At 71.5% G+C, this 25,565-nt stretch carries 16 protein-coding genes; 3 read left to right on the forward strand and 13 right to left on the reverse strand.

What is annotated here, in order from left to right; genetic code table 11:
• The first annotated feature begins 196 nt into the window (after positions 1 to 196).
• Complete coding sequence (locus M2157_RS19565; RefSeq protein ID WP_280863048.1) at positions 197 to 1,228, forward strand: LPXTG cell wall anchor domain-containing protein; 1,032 nt, start codon at positions 197 to 199, stop codon at positions 1,226 to 1,228.
• Between the two features lie 103 nt (positions 1,229 to 1,331).
• On the opposite strand, the gene M2157_RS19570 is transcribed toward M2157_RS19565, so the two are convergent.
• The 9 genes from M2157_RS19570 to M2157_RS19610 all read right to left on the reverse strand — a co-directional run bounded on the left by M2157_RS19570 (position 1,332) and on the right by M2157_RS19610 (position 16,739).
• Positions 1,332 to 3,107 carry a GMC family oxidoreductase gene (locus M2157_RS19570; RefSeq protein WP_280865839.1) on the reverse strand — a complete coding sequence of 592 codons (1,776 nt, stop codon included), beginning with the start codon at positions 3,105 to 3,107 and terminating at the stop codon, positions 1,332 to 1,334.
• A gap of 40 nt (positions 3,108 to 3,147) precedes the next feature.
• Complete coding sequence (locus tag M2157_RS19575) at positions 3,148 to 4,761, reverse strand: succinic semialdehyde dehydrogenase (RefSeq protein ID WP_280863050.1); 1,614 nt, start codon at positions 4,759 to 4,761, stop codon at positions 3,148 to 3,150.
• A gap of 125 nt (positions 4,762 to 4,886) precedes the next feature.
• On the reverse strand, positions 4,887 to 5,825 hold the full coding sequence (locus M2157_RS19580) for a serine/threonine-protein kinase (RefSeq protein ID WP_280865841.1): 939 nt from the start codon (positions 5,823 to 5,825) through the stop codon (positions 4,887 to 4,889).
• Positions 5,826 to 5,900: 75 nt separating this feature from the next.
• Positions 5,901 to 6,392, reverse strand: coding sequence for a DUF3710 domain-containing protein (locus M2157_RS19585; RefSeq protein ID WP_280863052.1), 492 nt, complete (start codon positions 6,390 to 6,392; stop codon positions 5,901 to 5,903).
• Positions 6,393 to 6,413: 21 nt separating this feature from the next.
• The gene (locus M2157_RS19590; protein WP_280863053.1) at positions 6,414 to 7,985 is read right to left on the reverse strand and encodes a serine/threonine-protein kinase; all 1,572 of its coding nucleotides are present in this window, start codon (positions 7,983 to 7,985) and stop codon (positions 6,414 to 6,416) included.
• Between the two features lie 75 nt (positions 7,986 to 8,060).
• On the reverse strand, positions 8,061 to 9,644 hold the full coding sequence (locus M2157_RS19595; RefSeq protein WP_280865842.1) for a serine/threonine-protein kinase: 1,584 nt from the start codon (positions 9,642 to 9,644) through the stop codon (positions 8,061 to 8,063).
• A 58-nt stretch (positions 9,645 to 9,702) separates the two neighbouring features.
• Positions 9,703 to 11,436 carry a serine/threonine-protein kinase gene (locus tag M2157_RS19600; protein WP_280868243.1) on the reverse strand — a complete coding sequence of 578 codons (1,734 nt, stop codon included), beginning with the start codon at positions 11,434 to 11,436 and terminating at the stop codon, positions 9,703 to 9,705.
• A gap of 188 nt (positions 11,437 to 11,624) precedes the next feature.
• Positions 11,625 to 14,465 (reverse strand): protein kinase, encoded by a 2,841-nt coding sequence (locus tag M2157_RS19605; protein WP_280865843.1) that lies wholly within the window; start codon positions 14,463 to 14,465, stop codon positions 11,625 to 11,627.
• A gap of 174 nt (positions 14,466 to 14,639) precedes the next feature.
• Positions 14,640 to 16,739, reverse strand: a complete 2,100-nt coding sequence (locus M2157_RS19610; protein ID WP_280865844.1) for a serine/threonine-protein kinase — start codon at positions 16,737 to 16,739, stop codon at positions 14,640 to 14,642.
• 312 nt (positions 16,740 to 17,051) lie between these two features.
• On the opposite strand from M2157_RS19610, the gene M2157_RS19615 reads away from it, so the two are divergent.
• On the forward strand, positions 17,052 to 18,095 hold the full coding sequence (locus tag M2157_RS19615; RefSeq protein WP_280865845.1) for a serine hydrolase domain-containing protein: 1,044 nt from the start codon (positions 17,052 to 17,054) through the stop codon (positions 18,093 to 18,095).
• A gap of 101 nt (positions 18,096 to 18,196) precedes the next feature.
• Here the strand turns inward: M2157_RS19615 and M2157_RS19620 are convergent, their stop codons facing one another.
• Entirely contained in the window at positions 18,197 to 19,903 is a 1,707-nt protein-coding gene (locus M2157_RS19620; RefSeq protein ID WP_280863058.1) for a glycerol-3-phosphate dehydrogenase/oxidase, read from the reverse strand.
• Between the two features lie 285 nt (positions 19,904 to 20,188).
• Here M2157_RS19620 and M2157_RS19625 point away from each other — a divergent pair, with 285 nt between their 5' ends.
• Entirely contained in the window at positions 20,189 to 21,406 is a 1,218-nt protein-coding gene (locus M2157_RS19625) for a nucleotide sugar dehydrogenase (protein ID WP_266521226.1), read from the forward strand.
• A 581-nt stretch (positions 21,407 to 21,987) separates the two neighbouring features.
• On the opposite strand, the gene M2157_RS19630 is transcribed toward M2157_RS19625, so the two are convergent.
• The 3 genes from M2157_RS19630 to M2157_RS19640 all read right to left on the reverse strand — a co-directional run bounded on the left by M2157_RS19630 (position 21,988) and on the right by M2157_RS19640 (position 25,458).
• Positions 21,988 to 23,112, reverse strand: a complete 1,125-nt coding sequence (locus tag M2157_RS19630; RefSeq protein ID WP_057607856.1) for a GuaB3 family IMP dehydrogenase-related protein — start codon at positions 23,110 to 23,112, stop codon at positions 21,988 to 21,990.
• A 106-nt stretch (positions 23,113 to 23,218) separates the two neighbouring features.
• Positions 23,219 to 24,721 (reverse strand): IMP dehydrogenase, encoded by a 1,503-nt coding sequence (gene guaB / locus M2157_RS19635; protein WP_280863060.1) that lies wholly within the window; start codon positions 24,719 to 24,721, stop codon positions 23,219 to 23,221.
• A 149-nt stretch (positions 24,722 to 24,870) separates the two neighbouring features.
• Positions 24,871 to 25,458, reverse strand: coding sequence for a sigma-70 family RNA polymerase sigma factor (locus M2157_RS19640; protein WP_007384137.1), 588 nt, complete (start codon positions 25,456 to 25,458; stop codon positions 24,871 to 24,873).
• Positions 25,459 to 25,565 lie beyond the last annotated feature (107 nt).

Consider the following 25,565-nt stretch of genomic DNA (forward strand, 5'->3'; position numbering starts at 1 on the left):
CTGGGAAAGCCCGTTCACAAGAACAACTCATGTGTGACTCAGCCCACATAAGTTTCCTGTGAATGCCCGCACAACCATTCACAGGTCTCGTGGATCAAACCTCACGAACCACGGGCCCCACCCGCGCCCCACACGCGGAGGCCTCTCCCTGACGCGTGCTGCGGGAAACGCGGCACACCTGACTTCCGAGGTCTTCATGAAGCTTCGCCGTGCACTGGCCGCCGCGGCCGCGACCGCCGCGATAGCACCGCTGGCCCTGTTCGCCGCGCCGACCGCGTTCGCGGACGAGTCCGAGTCCCCCGCTCCGACCGCGACGGAGAGCACGCCCGCCGACGCCACCACGACGGCCCCCGAGAGCACTCCGACGGACCCGGCGACGACCCCGGCGGACCCGGCGAGCACGCCCGCCACCGGCTCGCCCTCCACGACTGCCTCCAGCTCGGCCACCACCAGCAGCAGCCCTTCGACGAGCCCGTCCGGCTCTGCCTCCGCCAGCGCCAGCCCCTCGCCGAGCGAGAGCGGCGAGCCCATCGACGAGTGCGAGGTCGACGAGGACGGCGGCCCGGTCATCAACGACAGCGACGCGCTGCACAGCTCGCTGACCGGCCTGCCCGAGAGCATCGTGGCGGGCAGCGGCTGGACGAACTTCAAGTTCAACGTGAAGAACTCCGGTGACGACACGATCAAGGACATCCAGCCCTTCGTCGGTGTCGGGGCGGTCGACTGGGACTTCGAGGAGGACTACAGCGACCTGGTCACCGTGCAGGTGAAGCAGGGCGGCTCCTGGGTCGACGTGTCCACGCAGTTCGGCGAGGGCGGCTCGTTCAACGCCTTCACCCTCGACGGCGGCGACTCCCTCAGCTACCAGCTGCGGGTGAAGGTCGACCGCAAGGTCCCGAGCGCGATCGGCATCGCCATCGGTCTCGCCGAGTACTCGGACGAGAAGGGCTGCTGGGTCTCCAGCGACGAGAACTACGGCATCTACTACTTCGAGGTCCTGCCGGCCGGCTCCGACCCCGGCAAGCCGAACGACGCCAAGCCGCAGACCGGCGGCAAGGGCGCCATCTCCGACGTCAACAACGTCGACGTGGACGGTCAGCTCGCCGAGACCGGTTCCAGCTCGGCCCTGCCGGTCCTCGGCCTCGTCGGCGGCTTCGCCGTCGTCGCCGGTACCGGTGTGGTCTTCGCGGTGAAGCGGCGCAAGGGTGCGACCGGCGCCCACGCCTGAGTCGTAGGGCCGTGAAAGCCGTACACACAGCTTGACGCGAGAAAAAGAGAAGGACCTGCGCTCGGAGGGGGGTGCAGGTCCTTCTCTTTGGCGTTTTCGGGCTCTACGACTTCTTCGGCACCGCCGGCATCCCCAGGAACGGCAGCTTCAGCGCGCCGAAGGCCTCCGCCGGGACCGCCGGTGACGTGGGCTCGACGGGGTTCAGCCGCTCGTACGCCTCGCCCTGCTCCGGACGCGGGTCCTGCTCGCCGTTGTTGGGCCAGTACGACATCGCCCGCTCCGCCTGCGCGGTGATCGTCAGCGAGGGATTCACGCCGAGGTTGGCGGAGACCGCGGCGCCGTCCACGACCGAGATCCCGGGGTGCCCGTAGAGCCGGTGGTACGGGTCGATGACGCCGGTGTCGCGGGAGGAGCCGATCGGGCAGCCGCCGAGGAAGTGCGCGGTGAGCGGGGCGCCCATCAGCTCGCCGACGTTGGAGCCGGCGAAGCCGTTGATGTCGGCGGCGATCGCGGAAGCGGCCTCGGAAGCGGCCCTGATCTGCTTGGGGTTGGGGGCGCCGTGGCCCTGCCGGGCGGTGAGCAGGCCCTTGCCGACGCCGTCCGGTTTCAGGTACGTCGACAGGGAGTTGTCCAGTGACTGCATGACCAGGCCGATGATGGTCTTCTCCGACCAGCGGCGGTTGGAGAGGGAGCGCAGGACGAGGAGCGGGTGCCTCGCGGCGTTCGCCAGCCAGGCCATGACCCTCGACGAGCCCTCGGCGTACGGCACCTGGAGGATCGACAGGCCGCCCATCGAGTTGGAGCCCTTGCCGTAGCGGACCGGCTCGATGTGGGTGTTGTCGTCCGGGTGGATGGACGAGGTGATGGCGACACCCTGGGTGAAGTCGACCTTGGGCGCACCCGTGGCCCTGCGGTAGCGGCGGTTGTCTGTCTGGGCGCCGACCAGGGCCTCGGAGTTGGTGCGGGTGAGCTCGCCCAACCGGTCCGAGATGTACGGCAGTTGGCCGCCCGCCTTCATACGGTGCAGGAGGGTCTGGGTGCCGTAGGTGCCGGCGGCGATGACGACATGGCGGGCCTTGAAGGTGCGGCCCTTCGCGCGGCGCTCGTCGGTGGGGAGGGTCGCGACCGCGTAGCCGCCCTGGGAGTCGTCGGTGACCGACACGACGGAGGTGAGGGGGTGCACGACCGCGCCCGCCTTCTCGGCGAGGTAGAGGTAGTTCTCGTTCAGGGTGTTCTTGGCGCCGTGCCGGCAGCCGGTCATGCACTCGCCGCACTCGGTGCAGGCCCTGCGGGCGGGGCCCGCGCCGCCGAAGTAGGGGTCGTCCACCTGCTCACCGGGTTCGGCCTTGGCGGCGCCGTCCGCGTCCTCGCCGTCGCCGAAGAACACGCCGACCGGGGCCATGTGGAAGGTGTCGCCGACGCCCATCCGCTCCGCGGCCGCCTTGAGGTGCACGTCGGAGGGGGTCATCGTCGGGTTGAGCCGTACCCCGAGCATGCGGCGGGCCTGGTCGTAGAACGGCTTCAGCTCCTCCTGCCAGTCCGTGATGTCACGCCACTGGGGGTCCTCGAAGAACGGCTTCGGGGGGACGTAGAGGGTGTTGGCGTAGTTGAGCGAGCCGCCGCCGACACCCGCCCCCGCGAGGACCATGACGTTGCCCAGGAGATGGATGCGCTGGATGCCGAACATGCCGAGTTTCGGCGCCCAGAGGTAGTTCTTCAGGTCCCAGGAGTTCCTGGGGAGGGTCTCGCGGGTGAAACGGCGGCCGGCTTCCAGGACACCTACGCGGTAGCCCTTCTCGGTGAGGCGAAGGGCGGTGACGCTGCCGCCGAAGCCTGATCCGACGACGATGACGTCGTAGTCGTAGGTGTCCTGTGGCACGTGCTCTCCTCGTTGAGAACGTCGTTGAGAACGGGTGTTTCTACTTGAAGCGGAAGGCCTTCATCAGCCTCAGGCTCCGGCTCATGAACTGCGCGTACTTCTCGTCGTCCATCCCCAGCGAGGGCGCCATCGGCAGCAGCCGCTGCTGGGCGACCGTCTGGGCCTCGGTGTACTTGAGGATGCCCTCGGAGCCATGGCGGCGGCCGAGGCCGGAGTCCTTCATGCCGCCCATCGGGGACTGGACGCTGCCGTAGGCGGAGGCGTACCCCTCGTTGACGTTGACCGTGCCGGCCCGGACCCGTGAGGCGATCTCGCGGCCGCGCCTGCCGTCCTTCGTCCACACCGAGGAATTCAGGCCGTACGGCGTGGAGTTGGCGAGCTCGACCGCCTCGTCCTCGGTCTTGAAACGGTAGAGGGAGACGACCGGGCCGAAGGTCTCCTCGGTGCACACGGCCATCGGTTCGGTGACGCCGTCGAGGATGGTCGGCTCGAAGAAGTAGGGGCCGATGTCCGGGCGGGCGACGCCACCGGCGACGACCTTGGCCCCCTTCGACACGGCCTCCTCGACATGGCGGGTGACCGTCTCCAGCTGCCGCTCCCCCACCAGCGAGCCCATGTCGGCACCGTAGGCGAGGGACTTGCCGAGCCGCATGGCCTTGGTGCGGGCGGCGAAGCGCTCGAGGAAGACGTCCGCGATCGACTCGTGGACGTACAACCGCTCGATGGAGATGCAGAGTTGGCCGGCCGAGGAGAAGCAGGCGCGGACGGCACCGGCGGCGGCCTTCTCGATGTCGGCGTCCTCCAGGACCAGCATGGCGTTCTTGCCGCCGAGCTCGAGGGAGACGCCGATCAGCCGGGCGGCGGCGCCCTGGGCGACCTCGCGGCCGGTGCGGGTGGAGCCGGTGAAGGAGACGTAGTCGGCGTGCCGGACGACCTCGGGGCCGACGACGGGACCGTCGCCGAGCACGACCTGGAAGACCTCGGCGGGCAGGCCGGCCTCGACGAGCAGGTCGCGGGCCCACAGGGCGGTCAGGCAGGTCTCGGTGTCCGGCTTCATGACGACGGCGTTGCCCGCGACGAAGGCGGGGAGCGCGTCGCCGACGGACAGCTCCAGCGGGTAGTTCCAGGGGGCGATCTGGCCGACGACCCCGCGCGGGTGGCGCAGCTCGGTGACCTTGGTGAGGGTCGGCACGGCGCCGGTGTGCCGCTTCGGCTTGAGGTAGGCGGGCGCTTTACGGCCGTAGTGCCGCGCCGCCACGGCGACCGCCTGCACCTCCTCGTGGGCGTGCAGACGGGCCTTGCCGGTCTCCAGCTGGATGAGGTCGAGGACCTCGGCCTGGCGTTCGAGGATCAGATCGTGGAAGCGGAGCAGGACGGCGGCGCGCTGCCGTACCGGGGTCCGCTCCCACACGGCCTGCGCCTTGCGGGCCGCCTCGAAGGCCTTCTCCACGTCCTCGGGCGTCGACTCGGGCAGGTCGGCCAGCTTCTCGCCGGTGAACGGCGTGTGGTTGGCGGTACGACCGGACCCGGTCACGCCCTTGGTGAGCTGGGCGACCAGCTCCGGGGTGACCACGTCGGCCGCGGTACGGGCGCCCTCCGGGGCGGGGGCGAGGGGGTTCGTGCCGGTCTTGGCCTGGGCCTGCGCGTCCGTCATGGCCGCAGGGTATTCGGGAGCGGGGGCTTTGGGTACCCGTCGGTAACGGGCGTTCACGGAGTACACACACCTTGCCAGTGATGACTGGCGGTGAATGTGCTGATCAGGGCGTTGGACGAGGATGATCAGCCGCGTTCGGGTTTTTTCTGGAGCAGGAGGCCCAGCGCGGAGAGGGCCGTGAGACGGCGGGGCTCGTGGGTCGCGGTGGTCGGCTCGGTGGCGTCGGCCGGGGGCCGCACGGGGGTGGGTGCCGGGGCTTCCACGGCCGGAGGGGAAGCGAGTGCTTCCGCGGCCCACTTCGGCAGGCTCGTACCGGCAACCTCGGCCAGTACCTCGGCGGCCTCCGCCGCCGCCGGCCGCGACTCCGGTTCGGCGGCGAGGAGCCGCTCCAGCAGCCGGCCGAGGGAACCGCTCTCCGCGACCTCGCCGCCCGCCACGGCCGAGCGGAGCAGGGCGCCCAGCGACCACAGGTCGGAGGCGGGACCCGCGCCCCGCCCCGAGACGCACTCCGGGGCGACGAAACCGACGGCGGCCTCCTCGGCATTGCCCTGCCCGGCGGCTCCGATGCCGAAGTCGGTGACGACGACACGGTCGCCGGCGGCTTCGAGGAGGACGTTGGACGGTTTCAGGTCGCGGTGGACGATGCCGACGCGGTGGGCGGCGTGCAGCGCGCCGAGGACGGCGAGCCCGATCCGGGCGGCCTCGGCGTCCGCCAGTGGCCCCCGTCCGGCCAGGGCGGCGTCCAGCGACTCCCCTTCCACCCACTCCATGACGATCCAGGGAAGTTCGTCCTCGAGGAGTACGTCGTGGATGGCGACGGCCGCCGGGTGGTCGACCCGCGCGGCGGCACGGGCCTCGTGCGGCAGCCGGTGCGCGGCCCGCTGCCGCTCCTCGTCCTCCGGATCCCCGGTCAGAAGGGGTTCCTTGACGGCGACATAGCGCTCGTCCTGCTCGTCGCGAGCCCGCCACACCGTGCCGTTCGGCCCGGAGCCGACCCGTTCGACCAGTCGGTAACGCCCACCGATCAGACGCCCGTCGGACGAGTGTTCGCCGTCTTCGCTCATGGCACATGAGTACCGTGCGCATCGTGCCGTTGTCGAAGTGACGGGGTCAGAGGCCCGTCAGCCCATGACCCGGGCTCAGGCGTCCAGTTGTGGCGGCCTCAGGACGATCAGCGTGTCGGTGCGCCGGGGAGCGGAGGACATGCGTACGACGGTCCCCTGGAAGGTGTCGTAGGGCCACTCCTCCTCGCTGTCGGGCGCTGCCCCGACTCCCGACACGAAACCGCGGAGAAGCCAGCCCGGGCCGTCGGAGCCGAGGGCCCGCACGGTCTGCCGGTCCTTGCCGGGAGGGCCCTGGATCCGCACGACGGCCTGGAGTTCGGTTCCCGCGCGGCCGACGCGTTCCTCGACGGAACCGCCGTACCTGCGTATCGACCGGGCCAGCTGCTCACGGACGGTCGCCCAGGAGGTGTCCGGGAGCATGCGGAATGCCTGGAGCTGGATCGCCGTCCGGCCACGGAGGACGGTGACGGCCACGAGGGAGCCGTCGCCACGGGATGTCATCAACTCCATCCTCACTCCGGGCCCGGTCGGCACCAACAGACCCCCGAGGTCAACCAAAGACACCATCAGTCCCCCCAGCCGATCCCGTCAGAGCCTGTCCACGCCCAGATTCGCGAGCGCCGTCCGCGCCACCTCCCGCCCCCGCCCGGTGAAGTCCCCCTTGCCGGGATAGCTGACGGTGAGTTTGTACATGTCGCCGGTGGAGGTCCGGTAGTAGAAGATCTGGAGTTCGCGCGGGCGGGAATTCTGCGTGTCCGTGGTCTTGTACGTGACGGTGTTCTTGGCGGCCTTGCGGCCCTGGTAGGTCTGGTCCTCCGGCCGGGTCTTCGCGGTGTCCGGCATGCTGAGGTCGTACTCGCCGCTCTCCTTGAACCGACTGTCGTCGTCGTACATCTCGGCGGCCGCGGACCCCGCGATGTTGTTCGCGGTGTCCTCGGCCTTCCGGTCCAGGGTCAGTTCGATCCAGATGCTGCCGCTGTAGTCGGCGTACGTGATCCAGTGGGTCTTGTCCGTCTTCCGGTCGGGCGTGGTGGGCTGGTAGTCCGCGGGCACGGCAAGCGTCGCGGCGACGTCCTTGGTGTGCTTCTTGGTCCAGCCGTCCGGCAGCGGTCCCGCGAACGGGTCCGCGATCACCAGATACGCCGCCACCGCGGCCGCGACGACCGCCGCGCCGAGCCCGAGCCACGCCTTGCGGCCCAGCCGGAGGCCGCCGCCCGCGGGGACCTCCACGGTCCGCACGATCTGCGTGGGCTCGGGGACGGGCGGGTGGGCGGTGGCCTCCAGGAGCGCCCTGACCTGCGCGGCGTTCGGGCGGCGCGCCGGGTCCTTCTGGAGGAGGCCGTTGATGGCCTCGGCGAGCGGGCCGTGCGCGGCGGCGGGCGGCGCGGGCGTGGCGTTGAGGACGGACTGGAGGGTCGCGGGGGTGTTGCTGCGGCGGAACGGCGAGACGCCCTCCGTCGCCGCGTACAGGACCACGCCGAGGGACCAGAGGTCGGAGGCGGGGCCGGGTCGCTGGCCCAGCACCCGCTCGGGGGCGATGAACTCCGGCGAGCCGACGAAGCCGCCGGTGTCGGTCAGGTTGGTCTCGCCCTCGATCTGGGCGATGCCGAAGTCGGTGAGGACGACCCGGTCGTACCGGCCGAGCAGGACGTTGTCCGGTTTCACATCCCTGTGCAGGATGCCCCCCGCGTGCGCCGCCTCCAGCGCGCCGAGCACCTCGAGGCCGATTCTCGCCGCTTCCCGCGCCCCGAGGGTGCCCTCCTGCAACGCGTCGCCCAGCGAACGGCCCTGCACCAGCTCCATCACGATCCACGGCCGGCCGTCCACGACCGCCACGTCATGCACGTTCACGACGGAGGGATGGTCCAGCCGGGCGGCTGCGCGTGCCTCACGACGCATCCGCTCGAAGGCGTTTGCTCGTTCGCGTTCGGGAAGATGGTCCGGGACGCGGGGTTCCTTGACGGCCACCTCGCGGTCCACCGTCTCGTCCTTGGCCCGCCACACCGTGCCCATGCCACCGTGCCCGAGCTTGGCGAGCAGCCGGTATCGGCCCCCGATGAGCCGGCCGACGCCCGGCTCCGGCTGAGGGGCCCTGGGAGGTTGCAGTACATAACTCGTCGTCTCGTCGGACTCGTGGCCGACTCCCCCGCTGCTGCTCATGGGTTCATCCATATCGCGCCAGACCCACAGGCATCCAGAGGTGACGCGTTCCGGTCACACACCCGTGACGTATCTCTACGGCAGAGTGAACGTGTCGACCGCCACGTCGAAGTACTCCTTGGCCTCCCGCACCTTCCCGGCCGGCGCCGACACCCAGACGTCGTACAGCCGGCCGTCCTCCTCCCAGCACACGTCGTAGGTGTGCCGGGCGCCCTCGGCCGCGCTGAAGCCGTCCCAGGTGAACTCCCAGAACGCGGCGGGCTGTCCGCGGTGCGTGACCGAGGTGACCCGGCCGTCACGGTAACCGGGGTTGGTCTCCGGGCCCTTGGCGGCCGCGCGCCGCATCACGCCCATGGGGCCACCGGGTTGGGGATCGGTCACCTTGATGCCCAGCCGGAAGGTCTCCCCGGCCGACAGGTAGAAGACCCGCTCCCCCTGCGGCTCACGGATGAACCCGTCGGGCACGGCGAGCGCGAACCCGGCGGGGTCCTGAGCGACGCGGTAACCGGAGGGGGCGGAGGGGAGGCTCACGGTGGGTGCCGGCTTCGCCGTTCCGGTCCGGCTGCCGGTGGGTGTCCCGGGCACCGGACTACCGGCGGTCGTACGGCCGTCATCCCCGCCCCGGTCCATCAGCAGCACCGCCGCCGACACCCCCGCTCCCGCCGTCACGGCGACCAGCAGCACCGCCACGAGCACGCCCCGCCGCCACCGCACCGGTGCCATGAGCCCACCGCGCCCGGCCCGCTCCGGCGCCGGGGACCGCCGTAGCGGAAGATCCCGCTGGGTCGGCGTGTACGCCCGCTCGGGTGCCCGGCGCGGCGGCGTGCGGCCCGTCTCCCGGAAAGCCCGCAGCATCCGCTCCGCCTCCACCGCGTCCAGCCGCCGCTCGGGGTCCCGCTCCAGCAGTCCCCGTACGACGGGAAGGAGCGGCTCGGCCTGCGCGGGCGGCCGGATCTCGTCGATGACGACGGCGTGCAGAATGCCGCCCAACGAGTCCCGCCTGAACGGCGACTCACCGCTCAGGGCCGTGCACAGCAACGCTCCCAGGGACCACAGGTCGGCCTCCGGGCCGGTCCTGACCCCCGACATCCGCTCGGGCGCGGTGTACTCGGGCGAGCCGACGAAGGAGCCGGTCTCGGTGAGGGTGGTGGCGCCCGCGACCTGTGCGATGCCGAAGTCGGTGAGCACGACCCGGCCGGTGCCGGACTCGACGAGCACGTTGGCGGGCTTGATGTCCCGGTGCAGCACACCGGCCGTGTGTGCCGCGCGCAACGCGCTCAGCAGGTCGGCGCCGATCCGGGCGGCCTCGGCGGCGTCGACCGGGCCGTGCGCGGAGATCCGGTCGGCGAGGGAGCCGCCGTCGATCAACTCCATGACGATGTACGGCCGTTCGTCCTGCTCGACGACGTCGTGGACCACGATGATGTGCGGGTGGGACAGCCTGGCCACCGCGCCGGCCTCGCGCAGGGTCCGGTCGCGCTGGAGCCGGGCGTCCTCGGCGGAGAGTGTCTCGTCGAGGGGGATCTCCTTGACGGCCACCTGCCGGCCGAGCAGTTGGTCGGTCGCCCGCCACACCACGCCCATGCCGCCGCGCCCGATCCTCGCCTCCAGGCGATAACGGCCCGCGATCACACGGAAGGTTTCCCCCTCGGTCCCCATGCGCCCCATCATGCCGCAGCGGACGGATGCCCTCCGGGACGGTGACCGGCCAACTCCGTCAGCTGTTCGGCTCTTTCCAGCCCTGGAGCACCTTCGTGAACTGCTTGCTGGTGGTCGGCCAGTCCTTCGCGGGCGCCGACATGTAGATCACGTACTCGACGCCGTCCCGGGACATGTACGTCTCCTCCACGGCCCGGCGCGGCCCGGGGAAGGCGATGTCCTTGGGCAGCGCGGTCCAGGTGTACTCCCACCGGGCGCCCGGCCGGTCACGGTAGGTGTTTTCGACCATGCCCACGCGGTGGTAGTCCTTGAGCCCGTCGATCTGCAGTTCCAGGTTGCGCTGGTGGGCGAGGGGATCCAAGAAGTCCGGCGAGGTGTCCACGGCGATCCGGACGAAGTGCTTGCCCTCGTCCGGCGAGTAGTCGATCTGGGTCAGCCCGTCGGCGGGGGTCCCGAAGACCGACCGCTCCCAGCCCCTGGGCAGATACACGCTGAAGCCCACGGGATCGGGGTACTGCTTCCAGCCGTCCGTGGCGCCTCCCCCGGTCCGCGGGCTCGGTGTGGGACTGGGCGACGCACTCGACGTACCGCCCGAGTCCCGCCCCTCGTCCCACTTCTGCAGGCCGAACGCGGTTCCGGCACTCACGAGCGCCGCGAGCGCGACCACGAGCGCGAAGGACCGCAGGCGGCGCCGCCTGGGCGGGGCGGCGGGAGTCATGGGGCCGGTGCCGGTGTGGGAGGGGTGACCGACGGCCGTGGGTCCGGTCGCCTGGGGATACGGCGCCCCGGTGCCCGGGGGGTACGTCCCGCCCGAGCCCGAGGCGTACGACGGTCCCGTGGCCGAGACATACGACGTACCGCTGACCGGTGTGCCCGTCGTCGGTGTGCCGAGCCCACTGTGGGACCCGCTGTGCACCCCCGGCTCATGGCGGGAACGCACATGTTGCGTCGGCACATACGCCTGTGCCGCGCTCGGCCGCCGTCCCTCAGCCGCCTCGGCGAGCATCTGCTCGGCCTCGGCCGCCTCGGGCCGCACGGCGGGATCCTTGTGCAGCAGGGCGGCGATGACGGGCCCGAGCGGGCCGGCGTGGCGCGGCTCGGCGGGTTCCTCGTCCACGACGGCCTGCATGGTGGTCAGCGGGGTCGTACGGCGGAACGGCGAGCGTCCCTCGACCGCCGTGTACAGCGTGGCGCCCAGCGCCCACAGGTCGGCGGACGGGCCGGGGTCGGCGCCGCGCACCCGCTTGGGGGCGAGGTAGTCGACCGAGCCGACGACCTCTCCGGTGCGGGTGATGGTGGTGTCGCCCTCGATCTGGGCGATGCCGAAGTCGGTGAGCAGGACGCGGCCGTCCTGCGCGAGAAGGACGTTGCCGGGCTTGATGTCCCGGTGCAGCACCCCGGCGGAGTGCGCGGCACGCAGGGCCCGCAGCACCCACAGCCCGATCCGGGCCGCCTCGCGCGCCTCGATACGGCCGTCCTCCTTGACGGCGTCCGCCAGCGAGCGGCCCTCGACCAGCTCCATCACGATCCAGGGCCGGCCGTCGTGGTCGAGCACGTCGTGCACGGTGACGACGGCCGAGTGGTTGATCCGGGCGGCCGCGCGCGCCTCGGCGCGGGTCCGGGCGAGCAGCACGGCCTGGTCGCTCTCGGAAACGTAGAGCGCGGCGGTCAACTCCTTGATCGCCACGGCCCGGTGCAGCACCTCGTCATGGGCACGCCAGACGCGGCCCATGCCGCCCTTGCCTATCGGGTCGGCGAGCCGGTAGCGCCCCGCAAGGAGCAGGCCCTGCATCTGATTCACGTTTCCCCGCAATGCTCTTGACGCAGTCAGACTAAGGACCGGCCCGCGCCGAGGGGAACCAGGGGGGCGTCAAGGAGACCTCACTGTGACGGTTGTCGCTTCCGCGAAGTACGAGTGAACCTGCGCCGCCGGTACGGCGTCCGTCAACGCCGTCCAACCGGGCCTTCGGAGCGGTCCCTTCAGCCGGTCACCTGGTACGTGGCCGACGCCTGCTCGTACAGCCGGGTGACCTCGTCCCGCTCCGCCTCCGGGCCGCGTACCTGCACCACGTGGTACTTCCCGCCGATCAGGATCGCGAGATTGCGCACGTACAGCTCGCGCCCGTCGTCGCCGGTCCAGGTGAACTGCCCCTCGGCCATGCTCCGCGTGCCCACCTGGATCGACTTCAGCCCGGTGGCGGTGGCCCAGCTGGAGTCGCGGTAGGGCTGGAGCTCGGGCTCCTTCTCCCGCTGATAGACCATGGGGTCGCTGCCGTTCGCGGCCGCGGTGTCCCGCCCGGGGACGACGATCAGCTCGAAGTTGCCCTGGGAGTAGACCACCTGACCGCGGCCGTTCCTCGGGGTGCGGTCCCAGCCGCCCGCCACCGCGACCTTGAAGCCCTCGGCGTCCGTGCGCAGGGTGAAGCCGTCGGCGACCTCGGGCCCGGCGGTCTGGGTCTCGGCGGCACCGCTGGACTGCGACGGCTCGGGGGTGGTCGGCTCGGGCCGGGGCTCACTTCCGGCCTCCGGGGACTGCGCCGGACCGGCCTGACTGGTGGAACCCGTCCGCTGGTCGGCGCCCTCGTCGCCGGGGTCCGCCTTCGGCATGAAGTACATGGCGTACACGATCGCCGCGGCCATCACCAGCAGGATGAGCAGCAGCAGATTGCGGCCCAGCCGGCGCGGTGAGGGGACGGCCTCCTCCCGGGCCCGCTTGTGCCGTCCGTGCGTCGCCGGCAGCCCGGCGCGCCGCCTGCGCACCAACTCGCCCCGGCGCCGCACGATCGGCAGCCTGCTCGTGTCCACCGGGGGCGCGGCGACGACATGAGCGCCGGCCTCCGGCTCGGGCGCGGACCGCACCAGCGACCGCAGCCAGCCGCGCAGTTCCTCGAAGTCCAGCCGCTCGGTCGGGTCCTGCCGCAGCAGCGACTCCACGACCGGCCTGAGCGGACCGCACTCCTCGGCGAAGGCGGGCGGCTCGGCGCACACCAACTGCACCAGCTCGGCCGTCGACTCCTCGGGATAGGGCGCATGCCCCTGAACGGCCCGGAACAGCAACGCTCCCAGAGCCCACAGATCGGTCGCGGGCCCGATGGGCGCGGCGAGCTGCCAGTTCTCATGCACCGGCCCGGCCTGCTCCGGCGCCCAGCGCTCGGTGACGGGTCCCACCACGGCCATCCGGGCCTGCCGCGCCCGCTCGGCGGCGAGCGCGGTGGCGGGACCACGGCGGGCGGGGGCATCGGCAGGTGGGGCATCGGCAGGGGAGAGGTCCTCCCAGCGGGTGGACGCGGACACCCGCTCAACGGCAGGCACAGCGTCAAGAGGGGGAACGTCACCCACGGGCGCCGCACCCCCGCCGCGCGGCACGGCACCGTGCCAGGGGGCCGGGCGCGCTCCGTAGGGATCGGCGATCTGCCCCGGAGCCCCGGCCCCGGGCGCCTGCTCGATGCCGTTCGCAGTCGGCTGCGGGGGCTGTGCAACGCCGTTGGCCGAGGGATACGGCGGCTGCGGCACGCCATTCCCCGACGGATAGGGCGGCGGCGCCAACCCGTCGGCCGCTACGCCGGGTTCGTCGCCGTACGTTCGTGCGGCGGGGTCGGCCTCCGGTGCCGGGCGGGCTCCTGGCAGGGCGGCCCTGCTGTTCTGAGCCTCCTGGACCCGGGCCGCGGCCCGTGCCCCCGCGCGATACGCGGCGATCGCGCCGGCCCGCGCCGCGCGGATGTCCGTACCGCCGTCGGGCTCCCTGCGGACGAGCTCGGCCGAAGCCCCGGTCCCGTTCGCCGCCTCCACCCCGGCACTGGGCAGCCCACGGGCCTCCCGTGCCTCGATCGCGGCCCGCCTGGCGGCCTCGGGGTCACCGCCACCGAAGGTGAGCGCACCACCCGGGCCAGGGCCGGCGCTCCGCGCGTCCAGCCCGAAGGCCGCACCGGGGCCACCGTTTCCGAGGGCCGTACGAGCACCACCCGCCGCGCCTGGTGCCCCGGCACCACCGCTCCTGCCCGCAGCGCCGAACCCACCGGCCGGACCCGTCGACTGCCCGGGAACCCCGTATCCACCAGGTCCCCCACGCCCGTCGGCGCCACCGATCCCAGCACCCGGGCCCACGGCGGACTCACGCGGTCCCGCACCCGCACGTCCACCGGCCGGACCGTCAGAAGTCCCGGCCCCGGACTCCCCGTCTCCGGCGCCCCACTCACCCGCCTCGACCGGCACCGGGTCGTACCCGCACAGTGCCTCCTCGGCCGCGCCGACCGCGAGGCCGGTCAGCATGACTCGGCCGTCGTCGCAGACGAGCACCGTACGGGCGGTGATGTTGCGGTGCACCCAGCCGTGCGCGTGCAGCACCCGCAGCGCCATGAGCACGTCCGAGGCGACCTCGGCCGCCCGGTACGGCGTCAGCGGCTTCTCCGCGAGCAGTGCCGCAAGGGGCCGCGCGGGCACCAACTCGCTGACGATCCACAGCGAACCGCCCTCGGCGAACACGTCGAAGACCTGGTCGAGCCGTGGATGGTCGGGTATCCGGGCGGCGGCCTGCGCCGCCTCGACGGCCCGCCGCACGGCAGGTTCCGTGGGCCGGCGGGTACCGCCCCGGCCCGAAGTCCGGCGCGCACCCCGGGGATCCCGGGCCGTGAACCCGTCGGGCAGCCCCTCCGCGTCGAGCACCTCCGCCTCGACGACCTCGGGCAACGGCACCTGCCTGACCAGGACTTCCTGTCCGCTGTAGGTGTCGAAGGCGCGCGTCTCGGTGAGTTCGTACTCGTCGGACGGAGGCAGCGGCAGGCGGTAGCGGTCGGCGAGCACCCGACCCGCATAGTCGTCCACGTTGCCTCCCCCGGCCGCCCGGTTGGTCAATTCCGTTCGCCTTGCGGCTCGTTCCGTACCCAGACCTGGATGCGGACGGTCCACAAACACTCACGATACGTGCCGGAGGCAACCCGCAAAGAGGGGATTCCAGATCTCAGGGCCCAAACACATGACCGTTTACCGCACAGCGCGTCACGACTTCGGTTCGAAGGTGCGAGCGAGCGTCTGCCATGTGTCCTTGCGCAGCTCAGTGCCCCAGTTCGCGGCTTTCGCGGTGTACATCAACGCATATCCGAGATGGTCGTTCACGACGAATCCACGGTCTATCGTCCGGTACTTCGTCCCGCTGTCCACATAGGTGAACTCCCAGTCGGCCGTGTTCCAGCCCCGGTAGTTCACCTGCTCTATTCGGATCTTGGTGTACTGAGAGCGGCGCATGCTCCGCTCCTGGTTCTCCCAGTCCGCCACCGGGTCGCCCTTGGGCGTGGTGGTCCAGGCGACGAGCAGCTTCTGCCCGTCGGGCCCGGCGAACCGGTCGCCCGCGGAACTGCTGGTCTGGAACTTCCACCCCTCGGGCAGCCCGATCGAGTACCCCTGGCTCCCCTTGTGCGTCGAGGCCACCGCGCCGTCGCCGGCGGAACCCCCCGAACCGGAGGACCCTTCCGAACTCTGGCCGCTCTCCTCGGTACTCGGCGTGTTCCCGGCACCCGCACCGCCCTCGGGCGAGGCGGACCCGGTGGTGGCCCCGTCGGTCCGGGTGCCCCCGCTCTCGTCCTCCTTGGTGTCGGCACTGGCGCTCGCGCCCGCCGTCACCTTGGAGCCGCCGCCCTTCGCCCCGTCGCTGTCGTCCCCGCCGAGCGTGAGGGCCAGCACGGTACCGATGACCGCGAGTGCCACGACCACCGCGATGATCACCAGGGTCCGCCGCGGCACCACATCGGTCAGCGGCGCCCTGGGCACCGGCCTCGGCGCCATGTCCGGCGGTGGCGTCATCACGGGCCACCCCGAACTCCGCCCGTCCGAGACCGCGTTGGCCTGCTGTGTCTTCCCGTCCCGGACCCCCGCCGCCGCACTCGATGCCGACGTCACAGCCGACTCGGACGGCGCACTCGCCGCGCCCTTCGCGCCCTTCTCCTGCGACGCGGCAGGAGCCGAGGGGGCCGGAGAGGTCGAGGCAGCGGGAGCCGCCGAGGCAGCCGGAGCCGCCGACGCAGCCTCGGAAGCCTGGGCCGGCACCTTTCCGCCACCCGAACCCGCAGTACCGCTCCCGGACTTGGTACGCGTCGCGGCCGCGGACGTCGCCGCGGCCCCGGCGGCCTTGCGCACGGAACGCAGTGCTCCGCGCAGCCCCTCCCCGCCCGCACGCTCCTCCGGCTGCGCCGGCAACGGCACCACCCGGGTCGCGTCCGCCGCGGGCTCCGGCTCGGCCGGCTTCTGCTCGGGCGCGTGGATCACCGCGGTGAGCATGGTCCGGGCACGGCCGTCGTCGAGCCGCTGGGCGGGGTCCTTGGTGAGCAGGCCGTAGATGACGTCCTTGAGCGGTCCGGCGTTCTTCGGCTCCTCCAGCGGTTCGGTCATCACCGCCGTGAGCGTCGCGATCGCGGACCCCTTGTCGTACGGCGGGGCGCCCTCGACCGCTGCGTACAGCAGCCCGCCGAGCGACCACAGGTCGGCCGCGGGCCCCGGCTTGTGCCCACGGGCCCGCTCCGGGGAGATGTAGGAGGGGGCGCCGACGAGCATGCCGGTGGAGGTGATGGACGGGTCGCCCTCGACCTGGGCGATGCCGAAGTCGGTGAGCACGACCCGGCCGTCCTCGGAGATCAGCACGTTGGACGGCTTCACGTCCCGGTGCAGAATGCCCTCGCGGTGCGCGGACCTGAGCACGTCGAGTATCGCGAGGCCCACCTCCGCCGCACGCTTCGGCTCCAGCAGGCCGTCCTCCCGGATGACCTCGGCGAGCGACTTGCCCTCGACGAGCTCCATCACGATCCAGGGCCGGTCGTCCTCGTCGACCACGTCGTACACGGTCACCGCGCTGGTGTTGCGGATCCGCGCGATCGCCTTGGCCTCACGCAGCGTGCGCGTGATCAGCCGGCGCTTCTCGTCCTCGTCGATGCTGGACGGGAACCGCAGTTCCTTGACGGCCACCGTCCTGCCCAGGGTCTCGTCCTCGGCACGCCACACCGTGCCCATGCCTCCGCGGCCGAGAACTCCTCCCAGCCGGTACCGTCCGGCGAGGAGACGGCCGTTCTCGTCCTGCCGGGATGCTCCCGCCCGCTCCGCGTCCGACATGCGTCCCCTCATGAACCCGCCCTGACAGAGCCTCCATTGTCCCTCACCCGACAAGTGCCCGACGCCCAGGGTGCCCCTGGCTCCACCTCGCCCGCGGCACGGCCCGGCGATGACGGCACAGAGGCCCCGTCGGCCCACGGCACCCCTCGGCCCACAGCTCCTCAGGGCCTCCTCCGCCGCACCGGCCCCGCACACCGGTCGCACCCGTCGGCGCCCAGCTGCCACCCGGCCTCCGGCACCCCTCCGGCCTGGACCGGGTGCAGCCCCTGTACCGCGACCCTGCATGATGGCTCCGACAAGGAAGGACCCGCCATGCCGCCGCTTCGGACACTACTGGTCGTTCCTGTGTCCCTGGCGCTGCTCGCCCTGGCCCCGGCGGCCTCCTCCGCACCCTCGGCCCCGCCCACGGACGCGACGCTCCCGCTGCTGGTCGCGCGGGGCGGCGCTCCCGCCGCGGCGCTCCTGGCCCGGGAGCAGAGCGGGAACCGTTACGCCGAGGCGGGCCCGGGAATCGCCCGCTCCGACCACTTCCGCGCCGGCAGCATCACCAAGACCTTCATCGCGACGGTCGTCCTCCAACTGGCGGCGGAGCACCGGCTGAAGCTGTCCGACACCGTGGAACGGCACCTGCCCGGCCTGGTGCGCGGAGCGGGCAACGACGGCCGCGCGCTGACCCTGCGCGCCCTGCTCACCCACACCAGCGGCCTGAACGACTTCACCGCGGACACCCGGGGCCTGATCCCCCTCACTCCTGTCCAAGCCGTCCGTATCGCCCTCACCCACCCTCCGGCCGACCCCGGCCGCTACTCCTACTCGAACACCAACTACGTCCTGCTCGGCATGGTGATCCGTCAGGTCACCGGCGACTCCTACGCGGTCGAGGCCGACCGGCGGATCATCGCCCCGCTGCGCCTGACCGGCACCTCCTTTCCTGGTTCGCGCACGTCTCTCCCCTCTCCGCACGGCCGTGCCTACACCGCCGACGGGTCCGACATCACCGCGCTCGACCCGCGGGTGGCCGGGGCCGCGGGCGAGCTGGTGAGCACCCTCGCCGATCTGGACCGCTTCTACGCGGCGCTGCTCGGCGGACGGCTGCTGTCCCCGCACTGGCTGCACGAGATGACGGACACCCGCACCGCACACGGCCTGTACGGCATGGGGCTGTTCCCGGTGAAGCTGCCGTGCGGCACGACGGTGTGGGGGCACAACGGCCGCATCACCGGCAGCTACGTGCGCACCGCAGCCACGGTCGGCGGCCGTCGCGTCCTCACCTTCCGCGTGAACACGACGTCGATGGCAGACCCCGACCTCGAACCGGCCCTGCTCGCCGCCGAGTTCTGCCCCCGCACCTCGTAGAACGACCGGGTTCCGAACGAAGATCCCGGCTCACGACACTCGTTCGAGTGATGCGCGGAGCAGTGACACTCGGTCGAGCCGCAGCCGAACTCACCCGGGCTTCAGAGCGGCGCGATGTCCGGCGCCCCCAACCGCGCCGCGTCCGCGGTCAGGTCGTCCGGCTGCCGCTGCGACTCGCGCTCCGCCTCCACCCGCTTCTCGTAGTGCTCGACCTCGCGCTCGATCTGGTCCTTGTCCCAGCCGAGCACCGGCGCCATCAGCTCGGCGGCCTCGCGGGCGGAGCGCACACCCCGGTCGAAGGTCTCGATGGAGATCCGGGTGCGCCGGGTCAGCACGTCGTCCAGGTGCCGCGCGCCCTCGTGCGAGGCGGCGTAGACGACCTCGGCGCGCAGATAGTCGTCGGCGGCCTGAAGCGGCTCGCCCAGCGTGGCGTCCGAGGCGATGAGGTCGAGGACCTCCTCGGCAAGGGCGCCGTACCGATTCAGCAGATGCTCCACGCGGACGACATGGAGCCCGGTGCGCGCCGCGATCCGCGCCCGCGCGTTCCACAGCGCCCGGTAGCCCTCGGCGCCCAGCAGCGGCACGTCCTCCGTGACGCATTCGGCGACCCGGGTGTCGAGTCCGTGCACCGCCTCGTCGACGGCGTCCTTGGCCATGACCCGGTAGGTCGTGTACTTGCCGCCCGCCACCACGACGAGTCCCGGCACCGGATGCGCCACGGTGTGCTCGCGCGAGAGTTTGCTGGTGGCGTCCGACTCCCCGGCGAGCAGGGGCCTGAGGCCGGCGTACACGCCCTGGACGTCGTCCCGGGTCAGGGGCACCGCGAGTACCGAGTTCACGTGCTCCAGCAGGTAGTCGATGTCCGCGCTGGAGGCGGCCGGGTGGGCCTTGTCCAGGTCCCAGTCGGTGTCGGTGGTGCCGATGATCCAGTGCCGGCCCCAGGGGATGACGAACAGCACGGACTTCTCGGTGCGCAGGATCAGCCCGGTCGAGGAGTGGATGCGGTCCTTGGGCACGACGAGGTGGATGCCCTTGGAGGCGCGGACGTGGAACTGTCCCCGCTCGCCGACCATCGCCTGGGTGTCGTCGGTCCACACCCCAGTCGCGTTGACCACCTGCTTGGCGCGGATCTCGTACTCCCCGCCCGCCTCGACGTCCTGCACCCGGGCCCCCACCACACGCTCGCCCTCGCGCAGGAACCCGGTCACCCGGGCGCGGTTGGCGGTCTTGGCGCCGTAGGCGGTCGCCGTGCGCACGAGGGTGGCGACGAAGCGGGCGTCGTCCATCTGGGCGTCGTAGTACTGAAGCGCCCCGACCAGCGCGTCCTTCCTCAAGGCGGGTGCCACGCGCAGGGCGTGACGGTGGCTCAGGTGCCGATGCGCGGGCAGACCCCGGCCGTGCCCGCGGGCCATCGACATGGCGTCGTAGAGCGCGACGCCCGAGCCGGCGTACAGGCGCTCCCAGCCCTTGTGCTGCAAGGGGTACAGGAAGGCCACGGGCTTCACGAGATGCGGGGCGAGCCGCTTGAGGAGCAGTCCGCGCTCCTTCAACGCCTCGCGGACGAGGGCGAAGTCGAGCATCTCCAGATAGCGCAGACCGCCGTGGATCAGCTTGCTGGAGCGGCTGGAGGTGCCCGACGCCCAGTCACGCGCCTCGACCAGCCCCACGGACAGGCCCCGGGTCACCGCGTCGAGCGCGGTACCCGCACCGACCACGCCGGCTCCCACCACCAGGATGTCCAGTTCGCGCTCGGCCATTGATGCGAGTGACTCGGCACGCTGTGCCGGCCCCAGTGTCGCTGTCCTCACCACTGCCTCCCGCTGTCGATCGCGCTGGTCTCACACGTACCCGCCCGTGCCCAAAGTCTGACCGGCTTGCCCGACTTCGGCCACCAGTCGCCCTCAGCCTGTGGATAACTTTCACCGCCGCGTACCCCGAAGGCCACTCGGGCTCACAACCCTGCAGGAAGACACACGGAATCAATGGCGTATTTCGGTCATATTTACTCCTAGTCTGACATTGCGCTCGCTCGTCCAGTCCACAGGGCTTGCGCACCTGTCCCGCTTCGGTTACTGGGAAGGACGGCCCACGCCATGCCCGCAGATCTCGCCGTGATCGGCCTCGGCCCCTACGGACTGCCCCTGGCCCAGGCCGCTGTCGCCGCCGGCATCTCCACCCTCGGCTACCGCACCGGCCCCGAGGCCGGCTCCCTCAGCCCCGCAGAACTGCGCCGGATGCTCTCGGGGGGCTTCCGGACGGCCGCGGGGCCGGCCGAGCTCGGCCGTGTCCGTACGGCGGTCATCTGCGCACCGACCCCACCGGCCCCGGACGGCGGCCTGGACCTGAGCCAGGTGGAGGGGGCCGCCCGCACGCTGAGCACACACCTGCGCCCGCACACCACCGTCATCCTGGAGTCCCCCGTGCCCCCGGGCACCACCGAGGAGTTCCTGCGCCCGCTCCTGGAGAAGGGCTCGGGTCTGCGCGCGGGCCGCGACTTCCACCTCGCCTACTCCCCCAGCCGCGTCGACCCAGGCAACCGCGACTTCACGCCCGCCAACACCCCCAAGGTGATCGGCGGCCTCACGCCCGCGTGCACGGAGTCGGCCGCCGCCTTCTACTCGCGCCTCACCGACAAGGTGGTACGCGCGCGTGGCCCGCGGGAGGCGGAGACGGTCCAGCTCCTGGAGACCAACTTCCGGCACGTCAACATCGCCCTCGTCAACGAGATGGCCGTCCTCTGCCACGACCTCGGCGTCGACCTCTGGGACGTCATCCGCTGCGCGGAGACCAAGCCGTTCGGCTTCCAGGCCTTCCGCCCCGGCCCGGGCGTCGGCGGTCACGCGGTCCCCCGCGACCTGACCGGCGGCAGCCTCGGCGGCGGCCGCACCCTGCGCATGGTCGAACTCGCCCGGCAGGTCAACGACCAGATGCCCCGTTACGTCGTCCAGCGCGCCGCCGCTCTCCTCAACGAGCACGGCAAGTCCGCGCGGGGTGCCCGCGTCCTCCTGCTGGGCGTCACCTACAAGCCCGACCTCGCCGACCAGCAGGGCACCCCCGCCCAGGAGGTCGCCGTACGCCTGATGGAACTCGGCGCCGCCGTCAGCTACCACGACCCCCACATCCCGTCCTGGAGCGTCCTGGACCGCCCGGTCCCGCGCGCGGACTCCCTCTACGAGGCGGCGGCCGACGCGGACCTGACGATCCTGCTCCAGCAGCACCGGACGTACGACCTGCAAGGCCTGTCGGTGAAGGCCCAGCTGCTGCTGGACACACGGGGGGCCACGCCTACGGGGGCGGCGCATCGGTTGTGAAGGGGGGCGCACGGGTGGACCCGGCTCCGGAGCCGGTGGCATGCGGGGCGGGGCGCGGGTACCTTACGGAGACAGGTGGGGTCGGCCGTAGAGGCCACTGCGGCAGACTCGTGGATGGTTCACGGAGTGTCCGCCCCTAGGTTTCGTGGGGGCGGCCGCTCACCATCACACCAACAAGGTGGAGCCCACCGCAGAGGGCACTGCGGCAGGCTCCTGATGGTTCACGGAGTGTCCGCCCCTAGTTCTCCTGGGGGCGGCCGCTCGCCATCCGAAAATCCGCAAGATCCACCTCCTCCGGCACTTCACCATCCGGAGACGGAGTCGGTCCCAGCGAGTGGGCTTGCGGTGACGTCCCATGGACGCCCCCTTCCACGACACCGCCCAGTAGCCCGGTGGACGGTCCGTCGGAAATCGGGCCGGGCCCCGAGGAGCGGGGTCCGGAACCAAATCCTTGGAAGGGGGCGCTCCAGGAACCTGCGCGCCCCCGCACCACCCCACGCGCCGCCCGCCTCGCAAAGCCCCGGGCACACGAAAGGGGGCCGGTCACCACCAGGTGACCGGCCCCCTTCCCGCCGTAGGCCCTACCGCTTGTGCTGCGAGTCGGCCACCGTGACCTCGACCCGCTGGAACTCCTTCAGCTCGCTGTACCCGGTCGTGGCCATGGCCCGCCGCAGCGCACCGAAGAAGTTCATCGAGCCGTCCGGGATGTGCGACGGGCCCGCCAGCACCTCCTCGATCGTGCCGACCGTGCCGAGGTCGACCTTCTTACCGCGCGGCAGCTCCTCGTTGACGGCCTCCATGCCCCAGTGGTGGCCGCGGCCGGGCGCGTCCGTGGCACGGGCCAGCGGGGAACCCATCATCACGGCGTCCGCGCCACAGGCGATCGCCTTGGGCAGGTCGCCGGACCAGCCCACACCACCGTCCGCGATGACGTGCACGTACCGGCCGCCGGACTCGTCCATGTAGTCCCGGCGGGCGGCGGCCACGTCGGCCACGGCCGTCGCCATCGGGACCTGGATGCCCAGTACGTTCCGCGTGGTGTGCGCGGCGCCGCCGCCGAAGCCGACCAGGACGCCCGCCGCGCCGGTGCGCATCAGGTGCAGGGCGGCGGTGTACGTGGCGCAGCCGCCGACGATCACCGGGACGTCGAGCTCGTAGATGAACTGCTTCAGGTTCAGCGGCTCGTGCGAACCGGAGACGTGCTCCGCCGAGACCGTCGTGCCGCGGATGACGAAGATGTCCACGCCCGCGTCCACCACTGCCTTGGAGAACTGCGCCGTGCGCTGCGGGGAGAGCGCGGCCGCGGTGACCACACCCGAGTCGCGCACCTCCTTGATGCGCGCGCCGATCAGCTCCTCCTTGATGGGGGCGGAGTAAATCTCCTGCAGGCGCCGGGTCGCGGCCTCCACGTCCAGCTCGGCGATCTCGTCGAGCAGCGGCTGCGGGTCCTCGTACCGGGTCCAGAGGCCTTCGAGGTTCAGGACGCCGAGGCCGCCGAGTTCTCCTATGCGGATCGCGGTGGCCGGGGAGACGACCGAGTCCATGGGGGCGGCCAGGAAGGGCAGCTCGAAGCGGTAGGCGTCGATCTGCCAGGCGATCGAGACCTCCTTCGGGTCGCGCGTACGACGGCTGGGGACAACGGCGATGTCGTCGAATGCGTACGCCCGGCGGCCGCGCTTGCCGCGCCCGATCTCGATCTCAGTCACGATGTGTGGCCTTTCCCTGATGCGTTCAGCGTCTTCCAGTATCGCCGACGGGTACGACAAGGGCGGCCCCGGATGCTCCGGGACCGCCCTCACGCGCGCGTGGCGACTACTTACGGCTGTAGTTCGGCGCCTCGACCGTCATCTGGATGTCGTGCGGGTGGCTCTCCTTGAGGCCCGCCGAGGTGATCCGCACGAAGCGGCCCTTGGACTCCATCTCGTCGATGGTGGCCGCGCCCACGTAGCCCATGGTCTGACGCAGCCCGCCGACGAGCTGGTGCAGGACGCTGGACAGCGGGCCGCGGTAGGGCACCTGGCCCTCGATGCCCTCGGGCACGAGCTTGTCGTCGGCGGCGACCTCGGCCTGGAAGTAGCGGTCCTTCGAGTACGACTTGCCCTGGCCCCGGGACTGCATGGCACCGAGCGAGCCCATGCCGCGGTACGACTTGAACTGCTTGCCGTTGATGAACTGCAGTTCGCCGGGCGACTCCTCGCAGCCCGCGAGCAGCGAGCCCAGCATCACGGTGTCGGCGCCGGCGGCGAGCGCCTTGCCAATGTCGCCGGAGTACTGCAGGCCGCCGTCGCCGATGAGCGGGATGCCCGCGGGGCGGGCGGCGAGGGAGGCCTCGTAGATGGCGGTGACCTGCGGGACGCCGATGCCGGCGACCACGCGCGTGGTGCAGATGGAGCCCGGTCCGACACCGACCTTGATGCCGTCGACACCGGCGTCGATCAGCGCCTGGGCGCCGTCACGCGTGGCGACGTTGCCGCCGATCACGTCGACGCCGACGCTCGACTTGATCTTCGCCATCCAGCTGAGGGCGTTGCTGTTGTGGCCGTGCGAGGTGTCCACGACCAGGAAGTCCACACCGGCCTCGGCGAGCGCCTGGGCGCGCTCCAGGGCCTCGGGGCTGGCGCCGACGGCGGCGCCGACGAGGAGGCGGCCTTCGGAGTCCTTGGCGGCGTTGGGGTACTTCTCCGCCTTGACGAAGTCCTTGACGGTGATCAGGCCCTTGAGGACACCGGAGTCGTCGACGAGCGGCAGCTTCTCGATCTTGTGCTTGCGCAGCAGGTCCATGGCGTCGGTGCCGGAGATGCCGACCTGGCCGGTGACCAGCGGCATCGGCGTCATGACCTCGCGCACCTGGCGGCTGCGGTCCGACTCGAAGGCCATGTCACGGTTGGTGACGATGCCGAGGAGCTTGCCGGCCGGGTCGGTGACCGGGACACCGCTGATGCGGAACTTGGCGCACAGGGCGTCGGCGTCGGCGAGGGTCGCCTCCGGGTGCACGGTGATCGGGTCGGTGACCATGCCGGACTCGGACCGCTTCACCAGGTCGACCTGGTTGACCTGGTCCTCGACGGAGAGGTTGCGGTGCAGCACCCCGACGCCACCGAGGCGGGCCATCGCGATGGCCATGCGGGACTCGGTCACCTTGTCCATGGCCGCCGAGAGCAGCGGGATGTTGACCCGGACGTTGCGGGAGATGCGGGACGAGGTGTCGACCGCGTTCGGGAGCACCGCGGACGCTCCCGGCAGCAGCAGCACGTCGTCGTAGGTCAGCCCGAGCGTCGCGAATTTGTCGGGCACTCCGTCGACGTTTGCAGTCATGACACCTTCCCCAAATGGCCTTGATCGGTGCGGATGTCCATGCTAACGGGAAGCAAGGGTGGCAAATTCCACGGATTCCACGGTTCGGACCCGCTCCGGGCTTCGTATGTTCGTACGGAAACGGCGCGCCGCCCGTTCAGGAGCGCGCCCTACTGCTCGGCCAGCGCTCGCAACCTGCTCAGCGCCCGGTGCTGCGCCACACGGACCGCACCGGGTGACATTCCCAACATCTGGCCCGTCTCCTCCGCCGTCAACCCCACGGCGATCCGCAGCAGCAGCAGTTCGCGCTGGTTCTCGGGGAGGTTGGCCAGCAGTTTCTTGGCCCATTCGGCGTCGCTGCTGAGCAGCGCCCGCTCCTCGGGGCCGAGCGAGTCGTCGGGCCGCTCCGGCATCTCGTCGGAGGGAACCGCCGTCGAACCGGGGTGGCGCATGGCCGCGCGCTGCAGGTCGGCGACCTTGTGCGCGGCGATGGCGAAGACGAACGCCTCGAAGGGGCGGCCGGTGTCGCGATAGCGCGGCAGGGCGAGGAGGACGGCTACGCAGACCTCCTGCGCGAGATCCTCCACGAAGTGCCTGGCGTCACCCGGGAGACGGGACAACCGGGTGCGGCAGTAGCGCAGGGCCAGCGGGTGGACATGGGCGAGCAGGTCGTGCGTGGCCTGCTCGTCTCCCTCCACGGCACTGTGGACGAGCGCACCGATCGCCCCATGGGGATGAGCCGCCTCGTCGTCGCGCATCGGTCCATGGTGCCCTGGCGTCGTTGGATCCGTGGCATCGCGCTGGTTGTTGTGCACCGAAGCGTTATGAGCAGGTGCGCCGGAACCCATACCCTGCGCCCTCCCCT

This window comes from Streptomyces sp. SAI-127, assembly GCF_029894425.1.
GTDB lineage: Bacteria > Actinomycetota > Actinomycetes > Streptomycetales > Streptomycetaceae > Streptomyces.

What these genes read in the sequence shown, in the direction of transcription:
- M2157_RS19565 (WP_280863048.1), top strand. Translation starts at nt 197, where the DNA reads ATGAAGCTTCGCCGTGCACTGGCCGCCGCGGCCGCGACCGCCGCGATA.
- M2157_RS19575 (WP_280863050.1), bottom strand. Translation starts at nt 4,761, where the DNA reads ATGACGGACGCGCAGGCCCAGGCCAAGACCGGCACGAACCCCCTCGCC.
- M2157_RS19580 (WP_280865841.1), bottom strand. Translation starts at nt 5,825, where the DNA reads ATGAGCGAAGACGGCGAACACTCGTCCGACGGGCGTCTGATCGGTGGG.
- M2157_RS19585 (WP_280863052.1), bottom strand. Translation starts at nt 6,392, where the DNA reads ATGGTGTCTTTGGTTGACCTCGGGGGTCTGTTGGTGCCGACCGGGCCC.
- M2157_RS19590 (WP_280863053.1), bottom strand. Translation starts at nt 7,985, where the DNA reads ATGAGCAGCAGCGGGGGAGTCGGCCACGAGTCCGACGAGACGACGAGT.
- M2157_RS19595 (WP_280865842.1), bottom strand. Translation starts at nt 9,644, where the DNA reads ATGGGGACCGAGGGGGAAACCTTCCGTGTGATCGCGGGCCGTTATCGC.
- M2157_RS19600 (WP_280868243.1), bottom strand. Translation starts at nt 11,436, where the DNA reads ATGCAGGGCCTGCTCCTTGCGGGGCGCTACCGGCTCGCCGACCCGATA.
- M2157_RS19610 (WP_280865844.1), bottom strand. Translation starts at nt 16,739, where the DNA reads ATGTCGGACGCGGAGCGGGCGGGAGCATCCCGGCAGGACGAGAACGGC.
- M2157_RS19615 (WP_280865845.1), top strand. Translation starts at nt 17,052, where the DNA reads ATGCCGCCGCTTCGGACACTACTGGTCGTTCCTGTGTCCCTGGCGCTG.
- M2157_RS19625 (WP_266521226.1), top strand. Translation starts at nt 20,189, where the DNA reads ATGCCCGCAGATCTCGCCGTGATCGGCCTCGGCCCCTACGGACTGCCC.
- guaB (WP_280863060.1), bottom strand. Translation starts at nt 24,721, where the DNA reads ATGACTGCAAACGTCGACGGAGTGCCCGACAAATTCGCGACGCTCGGG.
- M2157_RS19640 (WP_007384137.1), bottom strand. Translation starts at nt 25,458, where the DNA reads ATGCGCGACGACGAGGCGGCTCATCCCCATGGGGCGATCGGTGCGCTC.